Origin of the sequence: Clostridium hominis (assembly GCF_014287825.1) — a bacterium.
Classification (GTDB): domain Bacteria; phylum Bacillota; class Clostridia; order Clostridiales; family Clostridiaceae; genus Clostridium; species Clostridium hominis.
The window spans coordinates 73,912-98,432 of record NZ_JACOOO010000004.1 but is presented as its reverse complement, the minus strand read 5'-3'; the positions used below and the strand labels follow the sequence as shown (position 1 = coordinate 98,432).

Sequence of the window (24,521 nt, the reverse complement as noted above, 5' to 3'; positions counted from 1 at the left end):
GGAGTATAAAATGATTAAAGGTATTATTTTATTATGTTTATTTGTTGTTATAGCAACAGTCGTTGGAAAATTAGTTTCCAAGATTCATTTACCATCTATCCTTGGGTGGTTATTAACAGGTATGATTATAGGACCTCATGCATTAAATTGGATGACTCAAGGGTTAATGGATTCAACTTGGTTCCATGTATTAAGTAACATTGCAGAGGTAACTGCAGGTATGTTAATAGGTACTGAGTTAATTTTAAGAGAGATTAAAAAGTCTGGTAAGCAAATAGTAACTATTACTATCTTTGAAGGAATAGTTACATTTATAATAGTTGCAATTGCATTCTTCTTTGTTGAAGATATTCCAATGTCAATAGCATTAGTGTTTGGAGCAATCGCATTAGCTACAGCTCCAGCACCATCTTTATCAATAGTTAGAGAATATAAGGCTAATGGGCCAGTTGCAAAGACTTTAATACCGCTTGCAGCATTAGATGACGTATTAGCAGTAGTAGTATTCTTCCTAGTTATTGGTGGAGTTTCAAGTATGTATACTGGAGGAAAAATTCAAATAATTCCTATATTAATGATGGTAATTTTACCAATAGCAGTAGGAGCAATAACTGGATTTGTAAGTGGTAAAGTTTTAAAGAAGAGCTGTGATAAGAAAGAAACAATTATAAAGAATATGTTACTTATAATTGTTACAGCTATGATTGGTAGATATATAAGTCAAAATATATTAGAGATTAACTTATTATTAGTAGGTATAGCATTCTCAGCTGTTATAGCTAATATGGTTTCAGAAGAGAGATTAAAAGAAATAATGGGAGCTATGAATCCTATTATTGGTGTGGCATTAATGCTTATGATAGTAGCGTTAGGAGCACCACTTGATTATCATCTAATATTAGGAGCTGGAGTTCTTACAGCTGTATATATAATAGCTCGTGCTATAGGTAAATTATTAGGAGCATACCTTGGAGGTAAAGTATCAAAGGCTGATAAAAATGTATGTAAGTATTTAGGACTTTCATTACTTCCTCATTCAGGTGTATCACTTCTATTCACAGGAATAGCAGTAACAACTTTAACACCAATTGCACCTGAATATGCAACTATGATACAAGGTACAATTGCAGCAGCTGCCGTAATAAATGAAATTATAGCTGTGTTATTAGCAAAACAAGCATTTAAGATGGCTGGTGAGCTTGAAGTAGATAATAGAAATCAGGGGACTGAAGTAGTAAGTTAATAAATCAGACAAGCTTATATAATAAACTATTTTAAAGTATATATTTTTGAATATATCTTTAAGTTAAAGTGGATTCGATAGAATCCACTTTTTTTTATGAGAAATAACTATTAAATATAAAAAATTAACTTTCAAATGTAAAGGCGATTTCACTAGTTCCTAATATTATTACAGTGTGTTTATTAATTGGATTGTCTAGAAGAATATTAATGCGAATTATATATTATTAGATTATTATCTTATATTAAATCATAAACTTATAATGTAAGTAATGGTTGGGAGAAAATAATGAGAGTTAGCGCATGTAAGTATTATTTAGACGAAAATGCTCCTGGATATGTAGTGGAATATAGGGGAGATTTTAAGTCGCAGATGGAAAAGGTAGATTATGCTTGTGGAGATATCATTACAGATACATTAGCAGTAGTAGCTATAAATGAAGATAATCTAGATAGGTTACGAAAAGATGTACCAGCGATAATATTTATTGAAGCAAGAAGCGTATATACACTACAAGATATATCACCAAGTGATGTAGATAATATATATCAGATAAAAAGTAATCCCTATTTAGGACTAAATGGTAAGGGTGTTTTAGTTGGGCTAATAGATACTGGAGTTAATTATTTAAATAGGGAATTTATAAGAGAGGATGATACATCAAGGATAATAAGTTTATGGGATCAAAGTATTGAAAGAGATGGAGAACCCGGCTTATATATAGGAAGGACTTATTCAAACGAAGAAATAAATACTGCTATTAAAGCTCAAAAAAATGGACAAGATCCATATGCAATTGTGCCGAGCAAAGATGATGTAGGACATGGAACTAAAATGGCTGGTATAATTGGAGCTCGGGGATATAATGGAAAAATGGTTGGAATAGCTAATAATTGTGATTTTTTAGTAGTAAAACTTTTTGAATCACCTAATTATAAAATGATTTTAAGAAAAAATAACCTCCCTATTGTACCAGTATATAATAACTCAGAAGTTTTAGCTGCTATAGCATATTTAGAGAGAAAGGCTCAAGAGTTAGAGCGGCCTATTGTGATATATTTAGGTGTAGGAAGTACACAAGGAAGTCATGATGGATATAATATTACAGCAAGATTTATTACAGCCATAGCAAATAAAAGTGGGGTAATATTTGTTGTAGGAACAGGGAATTTAGGGGATAGTGAAGGCCATGTTACAAAGTATATAAAGAATGTAGGGGATATAGATACTGTAGAACTTAGAATACCTAGAACCATTGAACTCTTTGAGTTTTACATATGGGTTCAAAAGCCTAATAGAATGTCATTAAGTATAGCATCACCATCTGGGGAAGAGGTAGGATTTTTTCCATCTAAAGTAATACTTAATGAGAAAAGAAAGTTTTATTTATCAAATACAGAAATAGAAGTAAAGGGATATGATCCTGAGAATTTTACTGGACATCAAGTATATAACTTGAAGTTTAAAAGTATTAAGGCAGGAATATGGAAACTTAAGCTACAAGGAGATTATATAATAAATGGCCGTTATGATATTTGGCTACAAGACAAAAATTTATTACCGGAAGGAACAAAGTTTTTGGAGCCCAATCCATTAAATACTTTAACTATACCAGCCACGGCAAGAAAGGTAATAACAGTATCATATTTTGGTGAATTAACAAAAACTATTTTAGCAGAATCAGGGAAGGGGTTTAATACAAATTATTTAATTAATCCTGATATATCAACTGTAGGAACTAATGTTTTAACTATATCTCCAGATGGGAATAGTACTGTTACAGATAGTGGTAGTTCAGTAGCGACAGCTATAGTAGCAGGGGTTTGTGCTTTATTATTACAATGGGCAGTGGTAGATGAAAATGATATCACAATTAATTCAACGAAAATGAGGAGTTTGCTTATATATGCGGCTAAAAGAGAAAAAAATGTAAGTTATCCTAATGAAGAAAGTGGATATGGAGAACTTGATTTTGCAGAAGTATTTAATGTCTTATCAGGAAACTATAGAAGCATAAGAGATAAATATGAAGAGTATTATGTAAACAATATGTATATAAGAGTACCTAAAAATACATTAATAAAAGAAAGGAGGAAATAGAATGGAGTTTAGTGATTTTAAATATAAAACAACATATACAAAAAATATTTTTGTGGATATAGATTATATTCATTTTATGGTTCAATATGAAGGTACTTATAAAGAACCAGTAAATATACGTGGAGTATATTTAACTATAATAGATGAAAGTTATGCTATTTTGTCAGTAAATTCTTCTGAATTAGTAAATTATGCCGATGTAAATGAATTAGCAAAATTAATAAATAATAGAGAAAATAAGAGCAATTTCTATGTTGTGTATATACAACCAGCTGAATTATATACTTTACAAGAAATCTCTGCAATTGAAGCATCTGGAGCATATTTATTAGATGAACAGAAGGATTTGGGCTTAACAGGGAAAGGTGTTGTTGTTGGAATAATAGATACTGGGATAGACTACCTAAATGAAGAGTTTATGGATGATGAAGGAAATACAAGAATAAACTTTATATGGGACCAGACAATAGATACAAATGTTACTAAAGGTAGTCGAGTTCCTTTTGGAGAACTATATATATCAGATGATATAAATAAAGCTATAGCTGCTAAGAGAAATGGAGAAAACCCATATGATATTGTTCCTAGCAAAGATGTAGTTGGCCATGGGACAAGTATGGCAGGAATTGTAGGTGCAAGAGGAAAAAATCATGAAATAAAAGGTATAGCACCAGAATGTGAATTTGCAATTATAAAATTGGCACAAGCGATAAGTTTCAAAGCAAGAAATGGATATGGGGATGATAGGATTATTTATGGATCACCAGTTATATTTTCAGCTATTGGTATATTAGAGGAATATTTAAAGGCCCAAAAAAAACCATTAGTAGTTTTATTACCCTTAGGAACTAATTCGGGAAATCATAAAGGTGAGCATATGTTAGATGATTATATACAGAGTATCACTAGTAATATTGGGATAGCACTAGTTAGCGGAACAGGAAATGAAGCTATAGAAAATGGGCATGTTTCTGGAATAATTCAAAATAAAGATGAGGAAGAAGTTATAGATGTTATAATAGCAAAAGAGCAAAAAGATTTTTTTATGGAGGTTTGGGTTGATTTGCCTAATATAGCAGAGGTAAGTTTGATTTCTCCATCAGGTCAATCAACAGACTTTATACAGGTAGCCTTAAATGTTGAGTCTGGTTATGCCTTTACTTTTGAGAAAACTAAAGCAGTTATATATTATTATATTCCGGAAAGATACTCAGGAGATGAATTAATAAGGATTCATTTTGATAGCATAACTCCGGGAATATGGAGAATTGCATTGAAATTAAAATTAGGAGAGTTTGCAACATACAATATGTGGATGATGCAAAAAAATCTCATTTGGCCAGGAACAAGATTTAGCCCGAGTAATCCTTATGGAACGGTAACAATTCCGGGAGATTCGACTTTTGTTATAACTGTAGCTGCGTATAATCAAAATAACAATAATTTGTTAGCTTACTCTGGAACTGCTTTTAAAAATGATATTGAGGATAAGATAGATTTTGCAGCTGGTGGAGTAAATACATTAACTGTTGGATTAAATAATACAGTAACAACAATTAACGGTACAAGTTTATCTGCAGCAATTGGTGCTGGGGCCTGTGTACTTCTATTTCAATGGGGGATAGTAGATGGGAATTATCCGTATATGTATACTGAAAGTATAAAAACTTTTCTGAATAGAGGAACTGTTAGGAGGAAAGGGGATTCATATCCAAATCCACATCTGGGATATGGAATAATAAACTTCTATGAAATATTTGATAATATGACTTGAAAATACCATGAGTTCTTACTTATGGTATTTTATTCGTTCTTTTATGTAATTATAGTACAAGGAAGTGGTAAATTATTATAAAATATAAAAAATATAACATTTTAAACCACTATAAGGAATAAAATGGTATAATATACTACTATAAAAGATAAAATTTTAGTATAAATATAAAAGCTTATTTATATGAGAATATTTGAAGTTTAATTGAAAGTGTTAGGAGAGATCATGAAGAGTGGAAAGAGAACTATTATATTAATAATAGGGTTAGTTTTTATTGGATTAACTTTCCTTGGAATAATTATAAAAAAGAATATAAAAAGTGAAAAATTAATAGATAACAGAGTGAGTGATAAAATAGTAGATTTGATTATTTCTAATAGTTTTGAAGAGCTAGATAAGAAGACTATAGAGGATATTAAAAGATATAGTGAAGAAGTAGCTATCAATTCTAATATTAATGAAGAAATAATAAATACAAATTTTATATTAGGATATTTAAAACTTAAGGATAATGATGTTGATGAGTCTATTAATAGATTTAATGAAGCATTAAATCTTATTGATAATGATTCAAAACCTACTATAAAGGCAGCTATAAGTTTTTATTTATCTACAGCATATCTTTATGATAACTACTACGAAAAGTCAGAAGAGTTGTTTGAAGATGCAATTAATATATGTGAAAGAGAATCTTTAGAAAATATGTTAGTAGATTTTTATAGGGAAAGAGCTATGAAAATAATTGATATGCCAGGAGGATTACAGAGAGCATTAATTTTAATTGATAAATCTTTAGAGTTATCCAAAAAAAACAATTATAATTTGGCTAAAGTATATTCAAGTGCAGGCTGTGCATATGCAATAGCTAATGAGTTAATTCAATCGATACAATATCAACTAGATGCAATAGATATTTGTAAGAAAGATGGATTAACAAATCTTGAGATAAGAAATTATATAGAGGTAGGTGTAAATTATATTGATCTACAATGTTATGAAGAGGCAATAAAGTATTTATCAGCAACTTTGGATTATACTGTAGATGATAAAAATGAGGATGCATTTTTAAAGTCTTATGCACTGGTAAATTTATGTGGAGCTTATTTAAAAGTAGATAAAGTAAATGAAGCACAAAACTGTATAACTGAACTAAAAAATATATTAGATATATTAGATGAGAATATGAAGGATGACACAGCTACATTTGTATATGCCTTAGAGGCACAGATAGCATTAAAAAATAAATATTTTAAAGAAGCAAGGGAATTAATAGAGTTAGCAAAATATAGGCATAAGGAAAATATAGGCCCATTTTTATATATAGATTTTGATATATTGCTTGAAGAAATATGTGGAGATATATACTATGGTATTGGTCAGTATGACAAAGCATTAGAATGTCATAAAGAAGCTCAAAGAATAGCAAATGAAAAAGGAACTACATATTATGAAGCATCTCACTTAAAATTATTATATTTAGATTACTTGGCACTTGAAGATTATAAAAATGCAATTAAATATATGGACGAGTACATAAAGTTACAAAGTGATCTGAAAGATAAATTTGATGAACAATACCTTAAGTACTTACATAAGCAATTTGAAACAGAAAATAATCATCAGGTAATATCTAACTTAAAGTATTCAAAAAAGATAATGCAAACAATAATTGTAGTTTCTCTAGTTGTTATTATTATAATAACAACTATGGCTGCTTATATTTATAAAAAGAATAGGGAGATAAATAAATTAAATATGTTATTTAAAAATTTAAGTGTTACTGATAGTTTAACAGGAATTGCTAATAGAAGAGCGTTAGATGAATATTTATCAGGTAATTGGTCCTTGTATAGAAAGTCTAAGATGCCAATATCTTTTGTTATGATAGATATAGATTACTTTAAAAATTATAATGATAATTATGGACATCCTAAAGGAGATAAGGTATTAGAAAAGGTATCAAATGAAATAAAGAACTCCTGCCGAAATTCTGATTTTGTAGCAAGATATGGTGGAGAAGAGTTTATCATAATTATGTTAAATACAGATAAGCAGGAAGCTATAAATGTAGTGAGTAGAATAAAGGAGAATGTTTATAATTTAAATATAAAGCATGATTTTTCTGAAGTAGAGGATAGAGTAACAATAAGTGTAGGAATAAGCACTGCATATATTGGAAGTAATAAAGATTACGACGATTATATTAAGAAGGCAGATAAGGCGTTATATGAAGCAAAAAAAGAAGGTAGGAATACTTTTTTACATTTATCCTAACTTAGAAAGACTTTAAAGATAGTATTTGATTGTAACAAAAAGAACAAAATTTCATATTATAAAATTATAGGAAAAAAGAATAGGCTTATTTGGATGGATTTATGTTCATGTTCAGTAAGAGATTTCTCAATAAACATAGAATTAGTTATAGTCAATACAGATGTTATGAGTCTATCATTTAAAGTCTCAAAATCCTTGATATAAAACTTATAACTAAAAGTTATATGAGGGCCGTATTACTAAATTTAGTAATACGGCTTATTTAATTTATATAAGGCTTAAATATTTATTAGAAAATATAGTTATTTGTTTTTGCTTCTTGGGTGCTTTCTTCGGTAGCATTAGTAGTGGTAGAATTAGAAGTTTCTTCAAGGCTATCTTTATATAACTGAATAAATGCATCAAGTCTGTATAAGTTAGCAAATAGACTTATTAGATAAGAATCTTTAAGTTGCTGAAAAGCTGGTAAATCAACAGTTTCTTCTGTATTATTGATTTTAAATATAGCTTCAGAATACCTACTAATTGATACTATCCACAATAATGTATAGCCAATAGAGATTAACTCTTGTCCATTCACAAATGTTTCTTCTGATGTACGACCGGTATTATTTATATCTAATATAGTAAGTGTATCTAAATTTGCAGCAAAGAAAAAGGTTAAGTATCCAACAGAGGCAAATAATGCACCAACTTTTTCTAAATCAGCTAAAGCTAGTTCCCAGCCTTTTAAGTAGGAGTCACGAGCATCAGATGAAGAAGTGCTTGTATTAGAACTTGTATTATTTTTATTTTTTTTCAAAAGATGCCTCCATAAAAGAATTTTATAATAGTATATGCTAAAGTGGACAGATTTGAAAGTAGAAAACTACAATAAAAAATACAATCAAATAACTAAAGAACTTTTAAATCTATAAGATCTACATTAGAAGATATAAACCCTTCTTTAACAGGTTCAACATTCATAAGATCGGTAGATAAATATTTCTTATTATCATCTGCAAATACAGTGACTATATTACCTTTGAAATTATTTAATTCAAGTGATTTTATTGCTCCGATAAAGTTTGCCCCAGAAGATATACCAACACCTAATCCGAACTTTTTACATATCATCTGAGCCATAATTATTGAGTCTCCGTCATCAACTCCAATAACCTCATTTAGCATTGCCAAATCTAAAATAGGAGGAATAAATTCATCTGATATTCCTTGTATACGATGGTTAACAGTAGTATGTTTACCGGTTGATAAAGTAGGAGAATTAGATGGTTCAAGTGGATAGATCTTTAAGTTATGATTTTTTTCTTTTAAGTACTTACCAATACCCATTATAGTTCCACCAGTACCTACTCCAGCAATAAATAAATCAGCTTTTAGATTATGCTTTTTTAAAGTTTTGTATATCTCAGGACCTGTAGAATAATAATGTGCATAAGTGTTATCTATATTAGAGAATTGTCCAGGAAGGAATACATCAGGACAATTTGTAGAGCAATCTTCTGCTAGTGACACACATTTTAAAAATCCACCATCTTCTTTTGATACTAAATGAAGTTTTGCATTATAACTTTCTAATAGTTTAATTCTTTCTGTACTAAGCCAATTTGGCATATAAATATGAACTTCGTGTCCTAGGTAAGTTCCTATAGCTGCAAATGATATGCCGGTATTACCACTAGTAGCTTCTACAATAATATCCTTTTCTTTTAAACGCTTATCTAAATAAGCTTTTTTTATCATATAAATTGCAATTCTATCTTTTATACTTCCTGTTAAGTTATAATGTTCAATTTTAGAACATATCTTAAGTTCTCTTCCTTTATATTTAAATGAAATTTCTACTAGTGGAGTGTTTCCTATTAGCTTTTCTAAATTATTTATTTTATTTAAGATATTCATAATTAAGACTCCTAAAGTAAGATTATTGATAATATTAAATATATGTTTTAGACTTAGAAATATTTATTATAAATTTTATAAGTGTATAAGGAAAAAAATTATGTATATAATTAAGTTATGTATAATTTGGAGAGGAGAAAATTAAATGTCTATTAAATTAGTTAGAGAGTATTTTAAGGATTTAGGTATAGATGATAGAATACAGGAGTTTGATGTATCAAGTGCTACGGTAGAATTAGCTGCAAAAGCTTTAGATGTTGAGGCAGAAAGAATCGCAAAAACATTATCTTTTAAAAAGGATGATAGTTGTATTTTAGTAGTTACAGCTGGTGATGCAAGAATAGATAATTCTAAATTTAAAAAGAAATTTCATATGAAAGCAAAAATGTTAACATTAGAAGAGGTAGATAGAATTGTAGGTCATAGTGTAGGTGGGGTATGCCCTTTTGCTATAAATACTAATATACCAGTATATTTAGATGAATCACTAAAGAGATTTAACACTATTTTCCCTGCATGTGGAAGTAGTAATAGCGCTATTGAACTAACTTGCGATGAGCTTTATAAATATTCAAACTCCTTAGAATGGGTAGATGTTTGCAAAATTAATGAGTAAGAATTATCTTTTAAGGTATATATTACTTAGTATAGAAAGCCTGAGGAATATAAGTTTAGAATATATAAATAAAATACTTATATGGATTAACTTGACATATATAAAATGTAGGTGCTAATATTTGGATGATATAAGTAATGAAGGTTAATAAGAAAATACTTAAATGAGGTGGGGATATGATGAATTCTTTAAAAGAGATAGAGAGACAACATCACATAAATGTAGCAAAAGGGGAAGTTGGTAAATATGTAATTATGCCAGGTGATCCTAAAAGATGCGAAAAGATAGCAAGTTATTTTGATAATGCAGAGCTAGTTGCAGATAGTAGGGAATTTGTTACATATACAGGATACTTAGATGGTGAAAAAGTAAGTGTCACATCTACAGGTATCGGAGGTCCATCAGCATCTATTGCGCTAGAGGAGTTAGTTAAATGCGGTGCAGATACATTTATAAGAGTTGGAACTTGTGGTGGTATGGATTTGAATGTTAAAGGTGGAGATGTGGTAATAGCAACAGGCTCTATTAGAATGGAGGGCACTACTAGGGAATATGCTCCAATTGAGTTTCCAGCTGTAGCAAATTTAGAAGTTACAAATGCTTTAGTGCAGGCTTCTAAAAAATTAAATAGGTCTTATCATGTGGGTGTTGTACAATCTAAGGATTCATTTTATGGACAACACTCTCCAGAAAGTAAACCAGTAAGTTATGACCTAATTAATAAATGGAATGCATGGATTAATTGTGGATGCCTTGCTTCAGAAATGGAATCAGCAGCATTATTTATAGTAGGCAGTTATTTAAGAGTACGTACTGGAGCAATTTTCTTAACAGTTGCTAATCAAGAAAGAGAAAAGGCTGGACTTGAAAATACTAAAGTTTATGATACAGAATTAGCAATAGAAGTAGCTATAGAAGCTATTAGAGATATAATAAAATCTGATAGAGATAATAAATAAATAAATAAATAAATAAATAAAAACTGCTAGCACTTAATTTTAGGTGCTAGCAGTTTTTAGTTAGGCATTAATTGGAGTAGTATTATCTAATGGAGTAGAAATTTCTTTCATAGATTTTTTAAATTGAACGATGAATAATATTGATGTAGTTGTAACAGCCAATATATCAGCAACAGGTTCAGACATAAATACTGCTGTTGTTTTATCAGCCATAAATATTGGTATAATATAAATTAAAGGTATTAGCAAAATTACTTTTCTAAGTAATGCTAAGAATAAAGATGCCTTTGCGTTACCTAAGGCAATAAATGTTTGCTGACATGCTATTTGAATACCAAAAATGCAAGATACAGCCATATATATTCTAAGAGCATGACTTGCAAAATCTACAAGTTCTGGATCGTTATTAAATATTAAAACAAATAATTGAGGAGAAATCATTGCAGCAGCCCAAAGTATAGTTGAATAAGTTAAGCAAGAAATAAGTAAAAGCTTAAATGTTTTCTTTACACGGTCTGCATTTTTGGCACCAAAGTTATAGCTTATAATTGGTTGTCCACCTTGAGTTAATCCAGTTAGTGGAAGCATAGAAAATTGCATAACACTTGTAAGTATTGTCATTGCACCAACAGCTATATCTCCGCCGTATTTTAATAATGATGAATTAAAGCAAACAGCAATTAAACTTTCAGTAGATTGCATAATAAATGGAGAAAGTCCAAGTTCTATTGAAGGAAGAATAATTTCTGTTGATAAACGTAAATGTTTTTTACGTATTTTTAGTGTAGTTTTCTTTCCAGTTAAGAAGAATAAAATCCAAATCATTGATAAAGATTGAGATATTATAGTTGCAAGAGCTGCACCAGCTACTCCCATATTAAGACCAAATATAAGAATAGGATCTAGAATTATATTAGTTATAGCTCCAATTAGAACAGTAAGCATACTAGTTTTTGCAAAGCCTTGTGCACTTATAAAAGCGTTAAGCCCAAGAGTTAATTGAACAAATATAGTACCTAGACTGTAAATTTTCATATAGCTTGTTGCGTATTCTATTGTATTTTCACTTGCACCGAATAATAAAAGTAAATCCTTAGAAAATAATAAAAATATTATAGTAAGAGTAATAGATATCATTACAAGTAAAGTAAAGGAGTTACCAAGAGTTTTTTCAGCATTATCTTTTTCACCTTTTCCAAGAAATATAGAAGCTCTTGGAGCACCACCCATACTAACAAGTGCGGCGAAAGCAGATATAATCATTATTAATGGTAAGCATACACCAACACCAGTTAAAGCAAGCTTACCTACATCAGCAATATGACCAATATACATACGGTCAACTAAGTTATAAAGTAAATTGATAATTTGTGCAGCAATAGCTGGTACTGCTAATTTGAAAAGTAGCTTTCCAACACTACAAATTCCTAGTTCTTCAGTTTGATTGTGTTGCATAATATCAGTCTCCTTTTAAATTTTCATAAAATATGATTGACATTGATTTACATTCAATATAATATAGTTTATACAGAAACAGTTTACAAGTCAACTATTTAGAGGTGAAGAATGGACATAGATTTTAAAATTACTAAGATTTTATATAATATGAAGCATATGGGGGATTTATATCACAAACTTTCTTCTAAGGCAGCAGAGGAATGTAATTTAACTAAACCAGAAGCAGATATTTTAATATTTATTAAAAATAATCCAAAACATAATACTGCAACAGATATGGTTAAACTTAGAGGATTTTCAAAAGCATATGTATCTAAAGCTATTGAGCCTTTATTAGATAAAGAATTAATAAAGATTGAAGTTGATAAGGAAGATAGAAGATGTCAGCATTTAAGTCTTACCGAAAAAGCAGATCCATTACTTGATATATTGTTAAAGATGCAAAGTGATTTTATTGATATTATTACAGAAGGAATTGCTAAGCAAGATATTAAAACTTATATGGATGTTATGGACCAAATTTCATATAACTCCAAGAAAAGGTAAATATTATGTATTAAAACTCCTTTTATAACAAATAATAAGAATAATTATTATAGTTATAAGGAGTTTTTTTATGAAAAAGATAGTTATTAGTACAATTTTCGTAGTAATTTTAACATTTATAATTACTTCATACACAAATGCTGAAAATATTAAGAGTAATGTTGATCTTGAAAAAGCAATAGTTAGTAGTGTAAAGGTAACAAACAACGGAAATAGATATATAGCATTTTATGAAGATATAAATGGTGGAACTAATACTGAAGTGTTAGTTTATTTATGGGGACCAGACTTTAGTAGTACTGGTGGAGATACTTTATTAATTTTTAGTGAAGATAATGAAGAATATAGCTTTATATCTAAAACTACAATTGTTAATATGCCAATAATAATAAGCAATTCAAAAACAAATGGATTTAATGATATAATAGTATATGTTACTGGTGGTGGCGTTAAGAATGGATTCCATACAGTTTTGAAAAATCAAGATGGTAGGTATCCACTAAATCCAAGCGTTCAACCAAAGGTAGATCTAGATAAAATACATGTAAAAAAGATGATTAATGTGAATATTAATCAAACCGTAGGAGAAGAATTAAAACTATGAAAAAATATAATTTTGAGGCAGAGTTAAAGAAGGTAGAAGGGAAAGAAGCTTCATATATTGAGATTCCATTTGATGTTGAAGAGGAATTTGATGTTAAAAGAGTAAAGGTTAAAGCCTTATTTGATGGAGTAGAATATAGGGGATCTATTGTAAAGATGGGATTACCTTGTTACATTATAGGAGTTACTAAAGATATACGTAACAAAATAAGTAAAACTTATGGAGATACTATTAAGGTAGTAATAGAAAAAGATGTTGAAGATAGGAATATAGAAGTTCCAGAGAAGTTAAATGTAATGTTTAATGATAATAAAGATGCTTGTGAATTTTATGAAAGTTTATCGTACTCTCAAAAGAAAAAATATGTTGAATGGATAAATTCCGCGAAGAAAGAAGAGACTTTCGATAAAAGAATTAAAGAAACTATAAAAAAGTTAACAAATAAAGAAAAGATATAATTATGTGATGTTTTAGTAAAAAGGACCTATTTGTAATGCAGATGGGTCCTTTGTTTTATTGACTTGTATATAAATAAAATTTGTAGATTTATAACGAAATTAAAGAAAAATAAAATGTCGAAAAGGTGAAAAAATACTCTAAATATAATATTTGTATAATAATTTTGCTTGTGATAGAATTAATAAGTACTATTTAACTAGTACTATTTATGGGATACGGGGGATGAAAGATGGAATCTATTTTTAATTGTATTGATGAATGCATAATGGTTCTAGATGAATCAAATACAATAGAATTCTGCAATAATAGTCTGTTAAAGCGATTAAATTATAAATCAGATGAATTAGTAAAAAAGAACTTAATTAATTTTGTGAAAGATATTATTAATTTAGATAATGATGGAGAAATAGTTTTTTATGATAATAAAAATAATTCTATTAAGTTTACATATAAAATAAACACTGATACTTGGAAAGGTAATAGTGCAAAGATTTTAGTTTTAAAAGAAGAGGGTTATAGTAAAACAGATTTAGAATTAATATTAGAAAATATACCACTACTAGCATGGATTAAAGATTTACAAGGTAAATATATTTATGTAAATAGAGCTTATTGTAATAAAGTTGGTTTAAGTAAAGAAGAAATAATAGGGAAACATGATAGAGATATTTTCTGTGAAGAAGATGCTATTGTTATAGAAGAGGAAGATAGAAGATTAATAGATCAAAAATGCAATATAATGGAAAAGGAAAATATTAGGTTAAGTAATAAATTGAAATTATTTTTTGTTGTTAAGGATGTTATATTAGACGAAAAAGAAAATGCTAAGCGTTCTTTTGGAATGGCTTATGATATAACAGAAAATAGAAGGTTGGAAGATGACAGAAGAAAACTAGAAAAAGAGATTGAAGAAGAAAGGATAAGAAATGAGTTTTTTAATAACATATCTCATGAATTTAAGACACCTTTAAATGTTATTCTATCTACAACACAGTTAATAGGAAGATATATAAAGGATAAAGATATAATTACTATAAGTAAAGATAAGATTAAAAATTATATAGAGATGATTGAAAATAATTCTTATAGGTTATTAAGGCTAACAGACAATCTTATAGATATTACTAAGATAGATATTGGTGAATGTAAAGTGAGATTAGAAAATAATGATATTGTATCTATAGTAGAAAATGTAGTATTAACAGCCTGCGATTATATAGGTAACATTAATAGTGAAATTATTTTTGATACAGATGTTGAAGAAGAAATAATAGCTTTTGATCAAGAAAAGGTAGAAAAGATTATCCTTAATTTATTATCTAATGCGGTTAAGTATGGAAAGGACAATGGTAAGATATTTGTTAATATAAAATCTTATGAAAATGATATTGAAATCTCTGTTAAAGATAATGGAATAGGTATATCACCAGATAAAATCAATAATATTTTTGATAGATTTGTACAAGAGGATAAAAGTTTATCAAGAAAACAAGAAGGCAGTGGATTAGGCTTGGCATTAGTAAAATCATTGGTGGAAATGCATAATGGAAGTGTTAGAGTAAAAAGTGAATTAGGTAAGGGGTCAGAATTTACTATTACATTGCCAGCAAAAAAAGTCGTAAAAAATGAACAGCTTAAGTTTAATATTTGTAATCAAACAATTTTTGAAAAATGTATGATTGAGTTTTCGGATATATATGCAATTATTTAATTTAGAATAGCAAAGTAAACACCTACTTATATATGAGCGTAGGTGTTTTACTTTTTTAGAATAAAAAGTTATGATAGTTTAAGCAAATATTAAGAAGACTTTAATATATTTTAGATAAATTTGTTGTAAAATATATTTAAATATATAAAGAGGTGTAATAAGAATGACTAAGATTATGATTATAGAAGATGATATAACTATTAGAGAAGAGTTAAAGATATTTTTAAATAGATACGGATATGAAATAAGTGCACCAAATGAATTTCAGAATATTATTGATTTAATAAAAGAAGAAGCACCTAATCTTATATTATTAGATATAAACTTGCCTATATTTGATGGATATTATATATGTAGAGAAATAAGAAAATTTTCAGATGTTCCTATAATTATAGTAACTAGTAGAGATAGTGATGTAGATGAGCTTATGAGCATGAATTTAGGTGCAGACGACTTTGTAACTAAGCCGTATAATACACAAATATTATTAGCAAGAATAGAATCTATTTTAAAAAGAGCTTATAAAAGTTCTGTCGTTCAAGATGTATTGGAGTATAAAGATATGAAATTGAATTTATCTAATGGAACTGTAATATATGATAGTAAGACTATAGAGATAACTAAAAATGAATTAAAAATTCTATCTTATTTAATAAAAAATAAGGGTAGAATAGTTTCAAGAGAAAAATTAATGAATTATCTTTGGGATTGTGAAATGTTTATAGACGATAATACATTATCAGTTAATGTTACAAGAATAAGAAAAAAGCTTGAGGAAATAGGGCTTAAAAATGTAATAGAAACTAGAAGAGGACTTGGGTATATAATATCATGAGTATAATGTTGTATTTAAAAGAGAGAATGGTATTTCTAATAATAAATTTTCTTATGTTTTTATTAGTTACAATATTGATGAGAATAGCATTAGTACCTATAAATATAATAGTATTAGTATTTATAATATGGTTTGGACCATTAGTAATATATATGGTTTTAGAGATTATTAAATTTAAAAGATACTTAGATAATTTAATTAACACACTGGATAATTTAGATAAAAAGTATTTACTTCCAGAAGTTATTGAGGAAGCGAATTTTCAGGAAGCAAAAATAATAAATAGTGCCTTAAAAGAGTGTAATAAGGCAATGCATGAGAAGGTGAAGTATTACAAGGATGAGCAGATAGAGTATAGAGAGTATATAGAAACATGGGTACATGAAATAAAAACTCCAATAGCATCAGCAAAGCTTATTTTAGATAATGACGATAGTAATTCAGGCGAAAAAATTAGTTATGAAATGAAGAGAGTAGAGGGATTTATTGAGCAGGCATTATATTATGCTAGAAGTAATGATGTAAGTAAGGATTACATAATAAAGGAGTTTGACTTAAGAAGTGTAGTTATGAAAGCTGTAAAATCAAATAGTAGAGATTTTATAAATAGAAAAATTAAATTAAATATTAAAGATATTGATGGTACTATATTTAGTGATGCAAAATGGGTAGAGTTTATAGTAAATCAGATTATAATAAATGCAGTTAAGTTTTCAAAATCTGGAAGCGGAGAAGTTTCAATATATTCAAAGGTAAATGAAAATAATATAATTTTAACTATTGAAGATAACGGAGTTGGAATTAATGAGAAAGATATTGATAGAGTTTTTGAAAAAGGGTTCACAGGAGATAACGGGAGAAAGTTTGGAAAATCAACAGGAATTGGTCTTTATTTATGCAAAAAGCTTTGTGAAAAATTAGGAATTGGAATAAGCTTAGATTCTAAAGAAAATGAAGGAACAAAAGTAAATATAATATTTCCGCAAGGAAGATTTACTGATTTTTAGCAACAAAATAAGATTATTATAAAAAAACGTCTTTTAGTAAAAAAGACGTTTTTTAATTTAGAATTTATTAGTTTTATAAAGTTACAATTTTGTAAGAATAGTGAAATGTAATTCAATATGTACTTTGTTCATAACAGGATAAAATAAATAATGATGAAAGCCATAATAAAAAACTTAAGTAAAATTCAAATTAATAATAAGTTGAGTTTAGAATTTTTAATAAATAGAATAGATGGAGGTAAATTTGAATGAAAAATATATTAAAGGTTGAAAAAATAGAAAAATATTATGGAAATAAAGATAATATAACAAAGGCTATAGATAATATTAGTTTCAGAGTTGATAAAGGTGAGTTTGTTGGAATAATGGGACCATCAGGTAGTGGAAAAACTACACTGCTTAATTGTATCTCAACTATAGATACTGTAACAACAGGTAACATAATAATAAATAATAAAGATATTACTAAAATGAAATCAAAGCAACTAGAAGACTTTAGAAAAGATGAGCTTGGATTTATATTTCAAGATTTTAATCTTTTAGATACATTAACTGCTTATGAAAATATAGCATTAGCATTGACTATACAAGGGGTTAAGCCAAGTGAGGTAGATAGCAAAATCAAAAATGTAGCCGAGAATCTTGGGATAATTGAAGTATTAAATAAATATCCATACCAAATGTCAGGAGGTCAAAAGCAAAGAGTAGCATCAGCAAGAGCTATAGTTACTAATCCTTCTCTTATTTTAGCTGATGAACCTACAGGGGCTTTAGATTCCAAGTCATCAAGACTTCTTTTAGATTCCTTTGAAAAATTGAACAGGGAATTAGAAGCTACTATATTAATGGTTACTCATGATGCCTTTACAGCGAGCTATGCTCACAGAATTTTATTTATTAAAGATGGTAAGGTGTTTAATGAATTGGTAAGAGGAAATGATTCAAGAAGAGAATTTTTTAATAGAATAATCGAAGTTGTGACATTGCTTGGAGGGGATGTAGAAAATGTATTCTAAGATAGCTATAAATAACGTAAAAAAGAGCTTTAAAGATTATACTATATACTTTTTGACTATAGCTTTTGCAGTAAGTATATTTTATAGCTTTAATTCAATAGGGGCTCAACAGGCAGTAATAAAAATTAATAATAGTACAGAAGATTATATAGGTTTGATACAGACGTTAATGTCAGTATTATCAGTATTTGTATCATTTATTTTAGGTGGATTAATACTTTATGCTAATAATTTTCTAATAAAGAAGAGAAAAAAAGAACTTGGTATTTACATGACTCTAGGGATGAGCAAAGGTAAAATATCTAAGATATTGTTATTTGAAACTTTAATAGTTGGAATTTTATCTTTAGTTGTTGGTTTATTATTAGGACTTTTAGCGTCTCAAGGCTTATCAGTATTTACAGCTAAGCTATTTGAGGCTGATATGGCAGAGTTTAAGTTTATAGTATCAGGAGCTGCAATTTTAAAAACAATTTTATATTTCACATTAATTTTTGGTATTTTAATGATATTTAATACAAGAATTGTTTCTAAATACAAGCTTATAGATATGCTAAATGCAGGACGTAAAAATGAAGAAATTAAAATTAAGAGCCCGATAGTATCATCAATAATATTTGTTTTTTCAGCATCAATCTTAATAATAGCTTATTATTTAGTAACGAAGAGTGGATTAAATCCAACAGATTTTAAATTTAAAGCATCTATAGTATTGGGGATAATAGGAACAGTAGGAGTTTTCTTTGGAGTATCAGGATTCTTATTAGGTATTATCCAAAAGAGCAAAAGTATATACTTTAAGAAGTTGAATATTTTTGTTACTAGACAGCTAAGTAGCAAAGTAAATACTAACTTTATTTCAATGGCTGTAATTTCACTTATGCTATTTGTTACTATAGTTACATTATCAACAGGACTTGGATTCAAAAATGCAGTGGAAGCCGGTATTGTAGCACCTTTTGATGCATCAACAAAGCTTTTTACTGATGAAAGTAGCAAGTATCAAAGTGTAGAAGATATTATGAAGAAGGTAAATCATAATTTTAACGATGATAAATATATATTTTTTAATGGATATAATTTAAATGGAGTAGAGATTGCAGATATATTAAAACCTTATGCAGTTGGCGAGATGAAAAAAAGAATAGATGCTGGTAAGGAAAGATGGGGTTATGTTGATGCTATTAAAATTTCTGATTATAACAAAATAAGAGATTTATATGGAGAGAGACCGTTAACTATAAATGATGATGAAGTATTAGTTCTTTCTAATTATGAGGGTGCTAAGGAGTCAGTAAAAAACTTAATAAAGGCTCAAGGAATTGTAGATATAAATGGAAAAGAGTATAAAGTAGCAAATACTGAATATTTAAGCGAAGCAATTTATAATTCATCTATTGCAAATAATACATTAACACTTATAGTGCCAGATAATCTAAAAGAAAATATGGAGCTAGCCTGTGCATATATGGATGTAAACTACAGTAATCCAAATGATCCTAAAGAGGAAGCAAATATGATTGCTACATTCGATGCTATAAATGGTAGAGCAAGTCAAATGGGAAACTTTAATTCAGATAGAGATAGTGAAGACCTTAGCATGCTACCTTCGATTAATACTACAAAACAGTCAGTATATGCAGATAATAAAGGAATGACTACAATAATACTTTATGTAGCTTTATATTTAGGAATAGTATTCTTAATTTCAAGTGCAGCTGTACTTGCACTTCAGCAGTTATCAGAAGCAAGTGATAGTTCTGATAGATATAAAGCGTTAAAAAAAATTGGTGCGACAGAAAAGATGATAAATAAAACTATATTTAAGCAGACAGTAATTTATTTTGCTATGCCACTTATATTAGCAATAATAAGTTCTGTAGTTGGAATAAATGTAGTAAATAAATTCTTAAGTATGTATGGTAAGTCTAATATAGTGCCTACATCATTATTGACATTAGGAATTCTTATAGTAGTTTATGGTGGATATTTCTATGTAACATATACAGGATATAAAGGAATAGTTAAAAATTCAAAATAGGTAAAATAAGACCATATTAAAAATAACTCATATAAAAGAATTATTTTAATATGGTCTTTTTTTATTATCTATAAAATTAGGCGCAAATAAAAAATATATTAAATAGTATAGAATATGAGCATAGATTAAGGACTTATATTATGAGGAAAAAACATTCTAAATATAAAAAAAATAATAGAAATAATAAAAAAAAGTCGTCTTATTATAATGATAAAGAAAGTAATAAGTTACAGCTCCTTGCTGCACAACAATTAACAATAATACTTAATATATATGGGCAAGTATTGTTATATAAATCAACGTTATTAGGGGTTGAGTTTGTTAAGACACATTTTACTAATAATGAACTTATAGTACAAGCAGACGGTTTGGTAAAACAAGCAGTTAATATATTTTTCATAGCAGGATTGATATCAGCTCAACTTGCAATAATAAATTATAACATATCATACGAAGATATAAGGAATGGGTCTAATTATTCAATTCAACCTAATATAGACTTACTTACTGCCAATATTTTAAATATAACTGCAGGAATATACTGCATTAAAGCCGCAAATGGGTTATATGATAGAGATAGCTTACAAGCTATTTTAGGATTTAGATAAATTTAGATACTGAAAATTAAAGATATTAGAGAAAAACGAATCAGGAAATATTGAGAAAAATAGTAAAAAATGTTAAAATCGTAGTGTGGAATAATAAGATTATTATAATGGGTGAGGAGAAAAATGACTAAATATATAAGAAAAACTGCGATAATGTTAACAATATTTTTTATGACAATTTGTAATAACCAAATAGCATTTGCTGATGAAATTAATTTTTCAAATAAAGAAAGTTTGGAAAGTGATAAAATTAACTTTCAAAATATAACTATGAAAAATGGTTTGTCTAGTAATGTTATAACTTGTATCTTTCAAGACTCTAAGGGGTATATATGGATAGGAACTGAAGATGGATTAAATCAATATGATGGTAATATGGTAAAAGGGTACAACTATAAAAATAGTACTGAAGATAGCTTAAGTTCTACATATATAACAAGTATTGCAGAGGATGAGGATGGAGATATATGGGTTGGAACTTATGGAGGTTTAAATATCATTGATAGTGAAACAGAAAAGATAATTAAATATAGTGATAAAAATAACTTAAGCAACCCTTATATAACAGATATTTACAAAGATAGTAATAATATTATGTGGGTAGGAACAGCTTCAGGGTTAAATAGATATGATTCGAAAAGTGATAAATTTGTTAAATATTACTGGTATAATGGTGAGAATGAAGTTGCTGATAATTACATCACTGATATAAATGAAGATAAAAATGGATTTTTATGGATAGGTACTAAGCATGGGATAGGTGGAAAAAATTTAAATGAGTTAGATCACTATAAAAAGAATTTTAATAAGGAAAATTCTAATCAAATATATTCAATTGATAGAGATATAAATGGAGATATGTTGATTGCAACTAAAAGTGGGGTATTTAAGCATAATGTATTTAATAAAGATACGGATATTTATAAAGTTAACTTTGACAAAAGTATAGAAAATAGTATTGTTACAATATTATGTGATAACGAAGGAAGTGTATGGTTTGGAACATCAGATGGATTGATAAAATATAATGAAAAAAACAATACCGTCAACACTTATAAAAAAGATGTATCATTTAATAATAGCCTAATTAGTAATTCTATCACTTGTTTACTTCAAGATAGAAATGGAGTTTTATGGATAGGAACTGATAATGGGATAAGTATATTAAATACAACTCAACAGTTTAATAATATAATAAATGACGTTTTAAGGAGAATAGACATACCAGATAGTAGTATAACATCTATAGTTGAGGATAGTAATAATGACTTATGGATAGGGACTAAGAGTAACGGAGTAATCAATTTTATTGTAGAGACTGAAGAGAGTGTTAGGTATATATATGATGAGAATGATAGTAACTCATTATCTAGCAATAAGGTAAATAATATCTTCGAGATTAAAAAAAATGAATTTGTAATATCTACAGATAGAGGGGTAGATGTTTTATATAAAGATACAGGAGAAATAGAACGTAACGTAGCTAAGGAACTAAGAGAAAAGTATGCTCATGAAATATTAACTATTTTTAATGATGGAGATTCTTTGTGGATAGGAACTAATGAAGGATTTTATAAAAGTGAAAATGAAACATATGAATTAGTAAATTATAATGAGAATTTCAAAGAGAAAGGAATTGACAATTATAGGATTGTAGATATCTTTCAAGATGAGAGAGATAAAGATATATTATGGTTAGCTGGAGAAAGATATAGTGGACTTATAAAATTTCATAAAACTTATGGCGTTATAAAAAATTATACAACAGCTGAAGAAGCTAATTCCATTAGCTATGATTTTGTAAATTGTATAAAAGGTAATGGTAATGGAGCTTTATGGATAGGAACAAAATCAGGATTAAATAAATTTGATATAGAAACTGAAAGATTTGTAAGGTATTCGGAAAAAGATGGATTGGCTAGTGATTATATAAATTCAATTGAAATAGATGATTATGGTAACTTATGGTTAGGAACAAATAATGGATTAAGTAAATTTAATGTTGAAGACAATAAATTTATGAATTTTTCTGAAATAGATGGAATTCAAGGAAACCATTTTAATAGAAATACAAGTGTAAAGATGGAGTGTGGTCAAATACTATTTGGTACATCTACGGGAGTTGTATCATTTGATCCTAAAGACATTAATGAAGTAGTTTATGAAAGTAAAAATGTTGTGATAGGGAAGGTAAGAGTAAATGGTGAATTAATTGAATTTGGAGATGAAGAAATAGATTTAGATTATAATGAAAACAACATAATGTTCCAATATTTCCTTCCGGAATACGGGGGAGTGAGAGAGGTAACCTACTTATATAAACTTGAGGGAGTGGATGATGAGTGGAAATATGCTAATAGAGGCATAGGAGCAAACTATACATTGTTAGAACCAGGTAGTTATGCTTTTAAAGTAAAAGCAATGAATAATAGTGGTGATATTACTGAAGAGAGTACTTTAAAGTTTACAATTAATAGCCCTTTTTGGAAAACTAAAATGGCATATTGTTTCTATATATTTATTATTTTAGTTATAATCTATTTTATATGGAATAGAGTCAAATTATTAAAGGCTCTAGTTAAAAAACAGACTAAGGAAATAAATCGTCAGATGGAGAAAAATGAAAAATTATATGAGAGAAGTCTAAAAAATGAGAAATTTAAAAATGATTACTTTGTAAATCTTTCTCACGAGTTAAGAACTCCTATAAATATAATATTATCTGTTTTACAGTTATTAAATTCTTTAGAGGATAGTGGGAATGTTACTAAAGAGAAAACAAAACATTATATGGAAGTAATAAAGAAAAGTTCAAATAATTTATTAAAAATTATAAATGATATTATAGATAGTTCAAAGATAGAGTCTGGAGCGTATAAAATAAAGAAACAAGACAATGTAGATATAGTTTATTTAGTAGAAGAAACAGCTCTTAATATGAGCGATTATATAAAAGAAAAAGGGATTGAATTAATAATTGACCCAGAAATAGAAGAAAAAATAATATGCTGCGATCCCAAAGAAATAGAAAGGTGTATTATTAATCTTATTGGAAATGCGGTTAAATTCACTGAAAGTGGTGGAACTATTAAAGTTTTAATTAATGAAGATGATAACCTTGTAAGCATTTCTGTTGAAGATACTGGGCTTGGCATATCAAAAGATGACCAAGAGTTTATATTTAAGAGATTTGAGCAAGGAAAAGGGTCTGATTCAACTAAAGTAAGTAGTAGTGGTATAGGATTAACGTTAGTTAAGTATATAGTAGAACTTCATAATGGTAGGGTTTCATTAGAAAGTGAAGAGAACAAAGGAAGTAAGTTTACAATAACTTTACCGGAAGAATAAAGATTCAAATTTATAGTTAA

The 24,521-nt window shown here is 28.0% G+C and carries 19 protein-coding genes; 16 read left to right on the top strand and 3 right to left on the bottom strand.

What is annotated here, in order from left to right:
* Positions 1-10 precede the first annotated feature (10 nt).
* The 4 genes from H8S20_RS02300 (at position 11) to H8S20_RS02285 (ending at position 7,391) form a co-directional block, all read left to right on the top strand.
* Positions 11-1,243, top strand: a complete 1,233-nt coding sequence (locus tag H8S20_RS02300) for a cation:proton antiporter (protein ID WP_032119705.1) — start codon at positions 11-13, stop codon at positions 1,241-1,243.
* 288 nt (positions 1,244-1,531) lie between these two features.
* A complete protein-coding gene (locus H8S20_RS02295) occupies positions 1,532-3,343 on the top strand; it encodes a S8 family peptidase (protein ID WP_186859214.1) in 1,812 nt (603 codons plus the stop codon).
* Between the two features lies 1 nt (position 3,344).
* Complete coding sequence (locus H8S20_RS02290) at positions 3,345-5,117, top strand: S8 family peptidase (RefSeq protein ID WP_042282079.1); 1,773 nt, start codon at positions 3,345-3,347, stop codon at positions 5,115-5,117.
* A 225-nt stretch (positions 5,118-5,342) separates the two neighbouring features.
* A complete protein-coding gene (locus H8S20_RS02285; protein ID WP_186859213.1) occupies positions 5,343-7,391 on the top strand; it encodes a tetratricopeptide repeat-containing diguanylate cyclase in 2,049 nt (682 codons plus the stop codon).
* 289 nt (positions 7,392-7,680) lie between these two features.
* Here the strand turns inward: H8S20_RS02285 and H8S20_RS02280 are convergent, their stop codons facing one another.
* A complete protein-coding gene (locus tag H8S20_RS02280; RefSeq protein ID WP_042282076.1) occupies positions 7,681-8,193 on the bottom strand; it encodes a hypothetical protein in 513 nt (170 codons plus the stop codon).
* Positions 8,194-8,285: 92 nt separating this feature from the next.
* The gene (locus H8S20_RS02275) at positions 8,286-9,296 is read right to left on the bottom strand and encodes a PLP-dependent cysteine synthase family protein (protein ID WP_032119703.1); all 1,011 of its coding nucleotides are present in this window, start codon (positions 9,294-9,296) and stop codon (positions 8,286-8,288) included.
* Positions 9,297-9,438: 142 nt separating this feature from the next.
* Here H8S20_RS02275 and H8S20_RS02270 point away from each other — a divergent pair, with 142 nt between their 5' ends.
* Together H8S20_RS02270 and udp are read left to right on the top strand one after the other, a co-directional pair.
* Positions 9,439-9,909: a YbaK/EbsC family protein gene (locus H8S20_RS02270; RefSeq protein WP_032119702.1), complete on the top strand. Its 471-nt coding sequence runs from the start codon at positions 9,439-9,441 to the stop codon at positions 9,907-9,909.
* 179 nt (positions 9,910-10,088) lie between these two features.
* Entirely contained in the window at positions 10,089-10,868 is a 780-nt protein-coding gene (gene udp / locus H8S20_RS02265) for a uridine phosphorylase (protein ID WP_032119701.1), read from the top strand.
* Positions 10,869-10,928: 60 nt separating this feature from the next.
* Here the strand turns inward: udp and H8S20_RS02260 are convergent, their stop codons facing one another.
* Entirely contained in the window at positions 10,929-12,323 is a 1,395-nt protein-coding gene (locus H8S20_RS02260; RefSeq protein WP_032119700.1) for an MATE family efflux transporter, read from the bottom strand.
* 111 nt (positions 12,324-12,434) lie between these two features.
* Here H8S20_RS02260 and H8S20_RS02255 point away from each other — a divergent pair, with 111 nt between their 5' ends.
* The 10 genes from H8S20_RS02255 (at position 12,435) to H8S20_RS02210 (ending at position 24,501) form a co-directional block, all read left to right on the top strand.
* On the top strand, positions 12,435-12,872 hold the full coding sequence (locus tag H8S20_RS02255) for a MarR family winged helix-turn-helix transcriptional regulator (protein WP_186859212.1): 438 nt from the start codon (positions 12,435-12,437) through the stop codon (positions 12,870-12,872).
* A gap of 70 nt (positions 12,873-12,942) precedes the next feature.
* Positions 12,943-13,476: a COG3650 family protein gene (locus H8S20_RS02250; RefSeq protein WP_032119699.1), complete on the top strand. Its 534-nt coding sequence runs from the start codon at positions 12,943-12,945 to the stop codon at positions 13,474-13,476.
* Positions 13,473-13,934 (top strand): YdeI/OmpD-associated family protein, encoded by a 462-nt coding sequence (locus H8S20_RS02245; RefSeq protein ID WP_032119698.1) that lies wholly within the window; start codon positions 13,473-13,475, stop codon positions 13,932-13,934. The genes H8S20_RS02250 and H8S20_RS02245 overlap by 4 nt, the downstream gene beginning before the upstream one ends.
* A gap of 230 nt (positions 13,935-14,164) precedes the next feature.
* A complete protein-coding gene (locus tag H8S20_RS02240) occupies positions 14,165-15,646 on the top strand; it encodes a sensor histidine kinase (protein WP_081921798.1) in 1,482 nt (493 codons plus the stop codon).
* A 163-nt stretch (positions 15,647-15,809) separates the two neighbouring features.
* Complete coding sequence (locus tag H8S20_RS02235) at positions 15,810-16,481, top strand: response regulator transcription factor (RefSeq protein ID WP_032119697.1); 672 nt, start codon at positions 15,810-15,812, stop codon at positions 16,479-16,481.
* Positions 16,478-17,488 carry a sensor histidine kinase gene (locus tag H8S20_RS02230; RefSeq protein ID WP_032119696.1) on the top strand — a complete coding sequence of 337 codons (1,011 nt, stop codon included), beginning with the start codon at positions 16,478-16,480 and terminating at the stop codon, positions 17,486-17,488. Before H8S20_RS02235 ends, H8S20_RS02230 begins: the two co-directional genes overlap by 4 nt.
* A 248-nt stretch (positions 17,489-17,736) precedes the next feature.
* Positions 17,737-18,504 (top strand): ABC transporter ATP-binding protein, encoded by a 768-nt coding sequence (locus H8S20_RS02225; protein WP_032119695.1) that lies wholly within the window; start codon positions 17,737-17,739, stop codon positions 18,502-18,504.
* Positions 18,494-20,545, top strand: a complete 2,052-nt coding sequence (locus H8S20_RS02220; RefSeq protein WP_032119694.1) for an ABC transporter permease — start codon at positions 18,494-18,496, stop codon at positions 20,543-20,545. Before H8S20_RS02225 ends, H8S20_RS02220 begins: the two co-directional genes overlap by 11 nt.
* A gap of 140 nt (positions 20,546-20,685) precedes the next feature.
* A complete protein-coding gene (locus H8S20_RS02215) occupies positions 20,686-21,153 on the top strand; it encodes a hypothetical protein (RefSeq protein ID WP_032119693.1) in 468 nt (155 codons plus the stop codon).
* A gap of 123 nt (positions 21,154-21,276) precedes the next feature.
* The gene (locus H8S20_RS02210; protein WP_186859211.1) at positions 21,277-24,501 is read left to right on the top strand and encodes a ligand-binding sensor domain-containing protein; all 3,225 of its coding nucleotides are present in this window, start codon (positions 21,277-21,279) and stop codon (positions 24,499-24,501) included.
* Positions 24,502-24,521 lie beyond the last annotated feature (20 nt).

Coding starts and splice junctions, on each gene's coding strand:
- H8S20_RS02255 (WP_186859212.1), top strand. CDS start 12,435: ATGGACATAGATTTTAAAATTACTAAGATTTTATATAATATGAAGCAT.
- H8S20_RS02215 (WP_032119693.1), top strand. CDS start 20,686: ATGAGGAAAAAACATTCTAAATATAAAAAAAATAATAGAAATAATAAA.
- H8S20_RS02230 (WP_032119696.1), top strand. CDS start 16,478: ATGAGTATAATGTTGTATTTAAAAGAGAGAATGGTATTTCTAATAATA.
- udp (WP_032119701.1), top strand. CDS start 10,089: ATGAATTCTTTAAAAGAGATAGAGAGACAACATCACATAAATGTAGCA.
- H8S20_RS02225 (WP_032119695.1), top strand. CDS start 17,737: ATGAAAAATATATTAAAGGTTGAAAAAATAGAAAAATATTATGGAAAT.
- H8S20_RS02240 (WP_081921798.1), top strand. CDS start 14,165: ATGGAATCTATTTTTAATTGTATTGATGAATGCATAATGGTTCTAGAT.
- H8S20_RS02210 (WP_186859211.1), top strand. CDS start 21,277: ATGACTAAATATATAAGAAAAACTGCGATAATGTTAACAATATTTTTT.
- H8S20_RS02235 (WP_032119697.1), top strand. CDS start 15,810: ATGACTAAGATTATGATTATAGAAGATGATATAACTATTAGAGAAGAG.
- H8S20_RS02285 (WP_186859213.1), top strand. CDS start 5,343: ATGAAGAGTGGAAAGAGAACTATTATATTAATAATAGGGTTAGTTTTT.
- H8S20_RS02295 (WP_186859214.1), top strand. CDS start 1,532: ATGAGAGTTAGCGCATGTAAGTATTATTTAGACGAAAATGCTCCTGGA.
- H8S20_RS02260 (WP_032119700.1), bottom strand. CDS start 12,323: ATGCAACACAATCAAACTGAAGAACTAGGAATTTGTAGTGTTGGAAAG.
- H8S20_RS02220 (WP_032119694.1), top strand. CDS start 18,494: ATGTATTCTAAGATAGCTATAAATAACGTAAAAAAGAGCTTTAAAGAT.
- H8S20_RS02250 (WP_032119699.1), top strand. CDS start 12,943: ATGAAAAAGATAGTTATTAGTACAATTTTCGTAGTAATTTTAACATTT.
- H8S20_RS02290 (WP_042282079.1), top strand. CDS start 3,345: ATGGAGTTTAGTGATTTTAAATATAAAACAACATATACAAAAAATATT.
- H8S20_RS02245 (WP_032119698.1), top strand. CDS start 13,473: ATGAAAAAATATAATTTTGAGGCAGAGTTAAAGAAGGTAGAAGGGAAA.
- H8S20_RS02270 (WP_032119702.1), top strand. CDS start 9,439: ATGTCTATTAAATTAGTTAGAGAGTATTTTAAGGATTTAGGTATAGAT.
- H8S20_RS02300 (WP_032119705.1), top strand. CDS start 11: ATGATTAAAGGTATTATTTTATTATGTTTATTTGTTGTTATAGCAACA.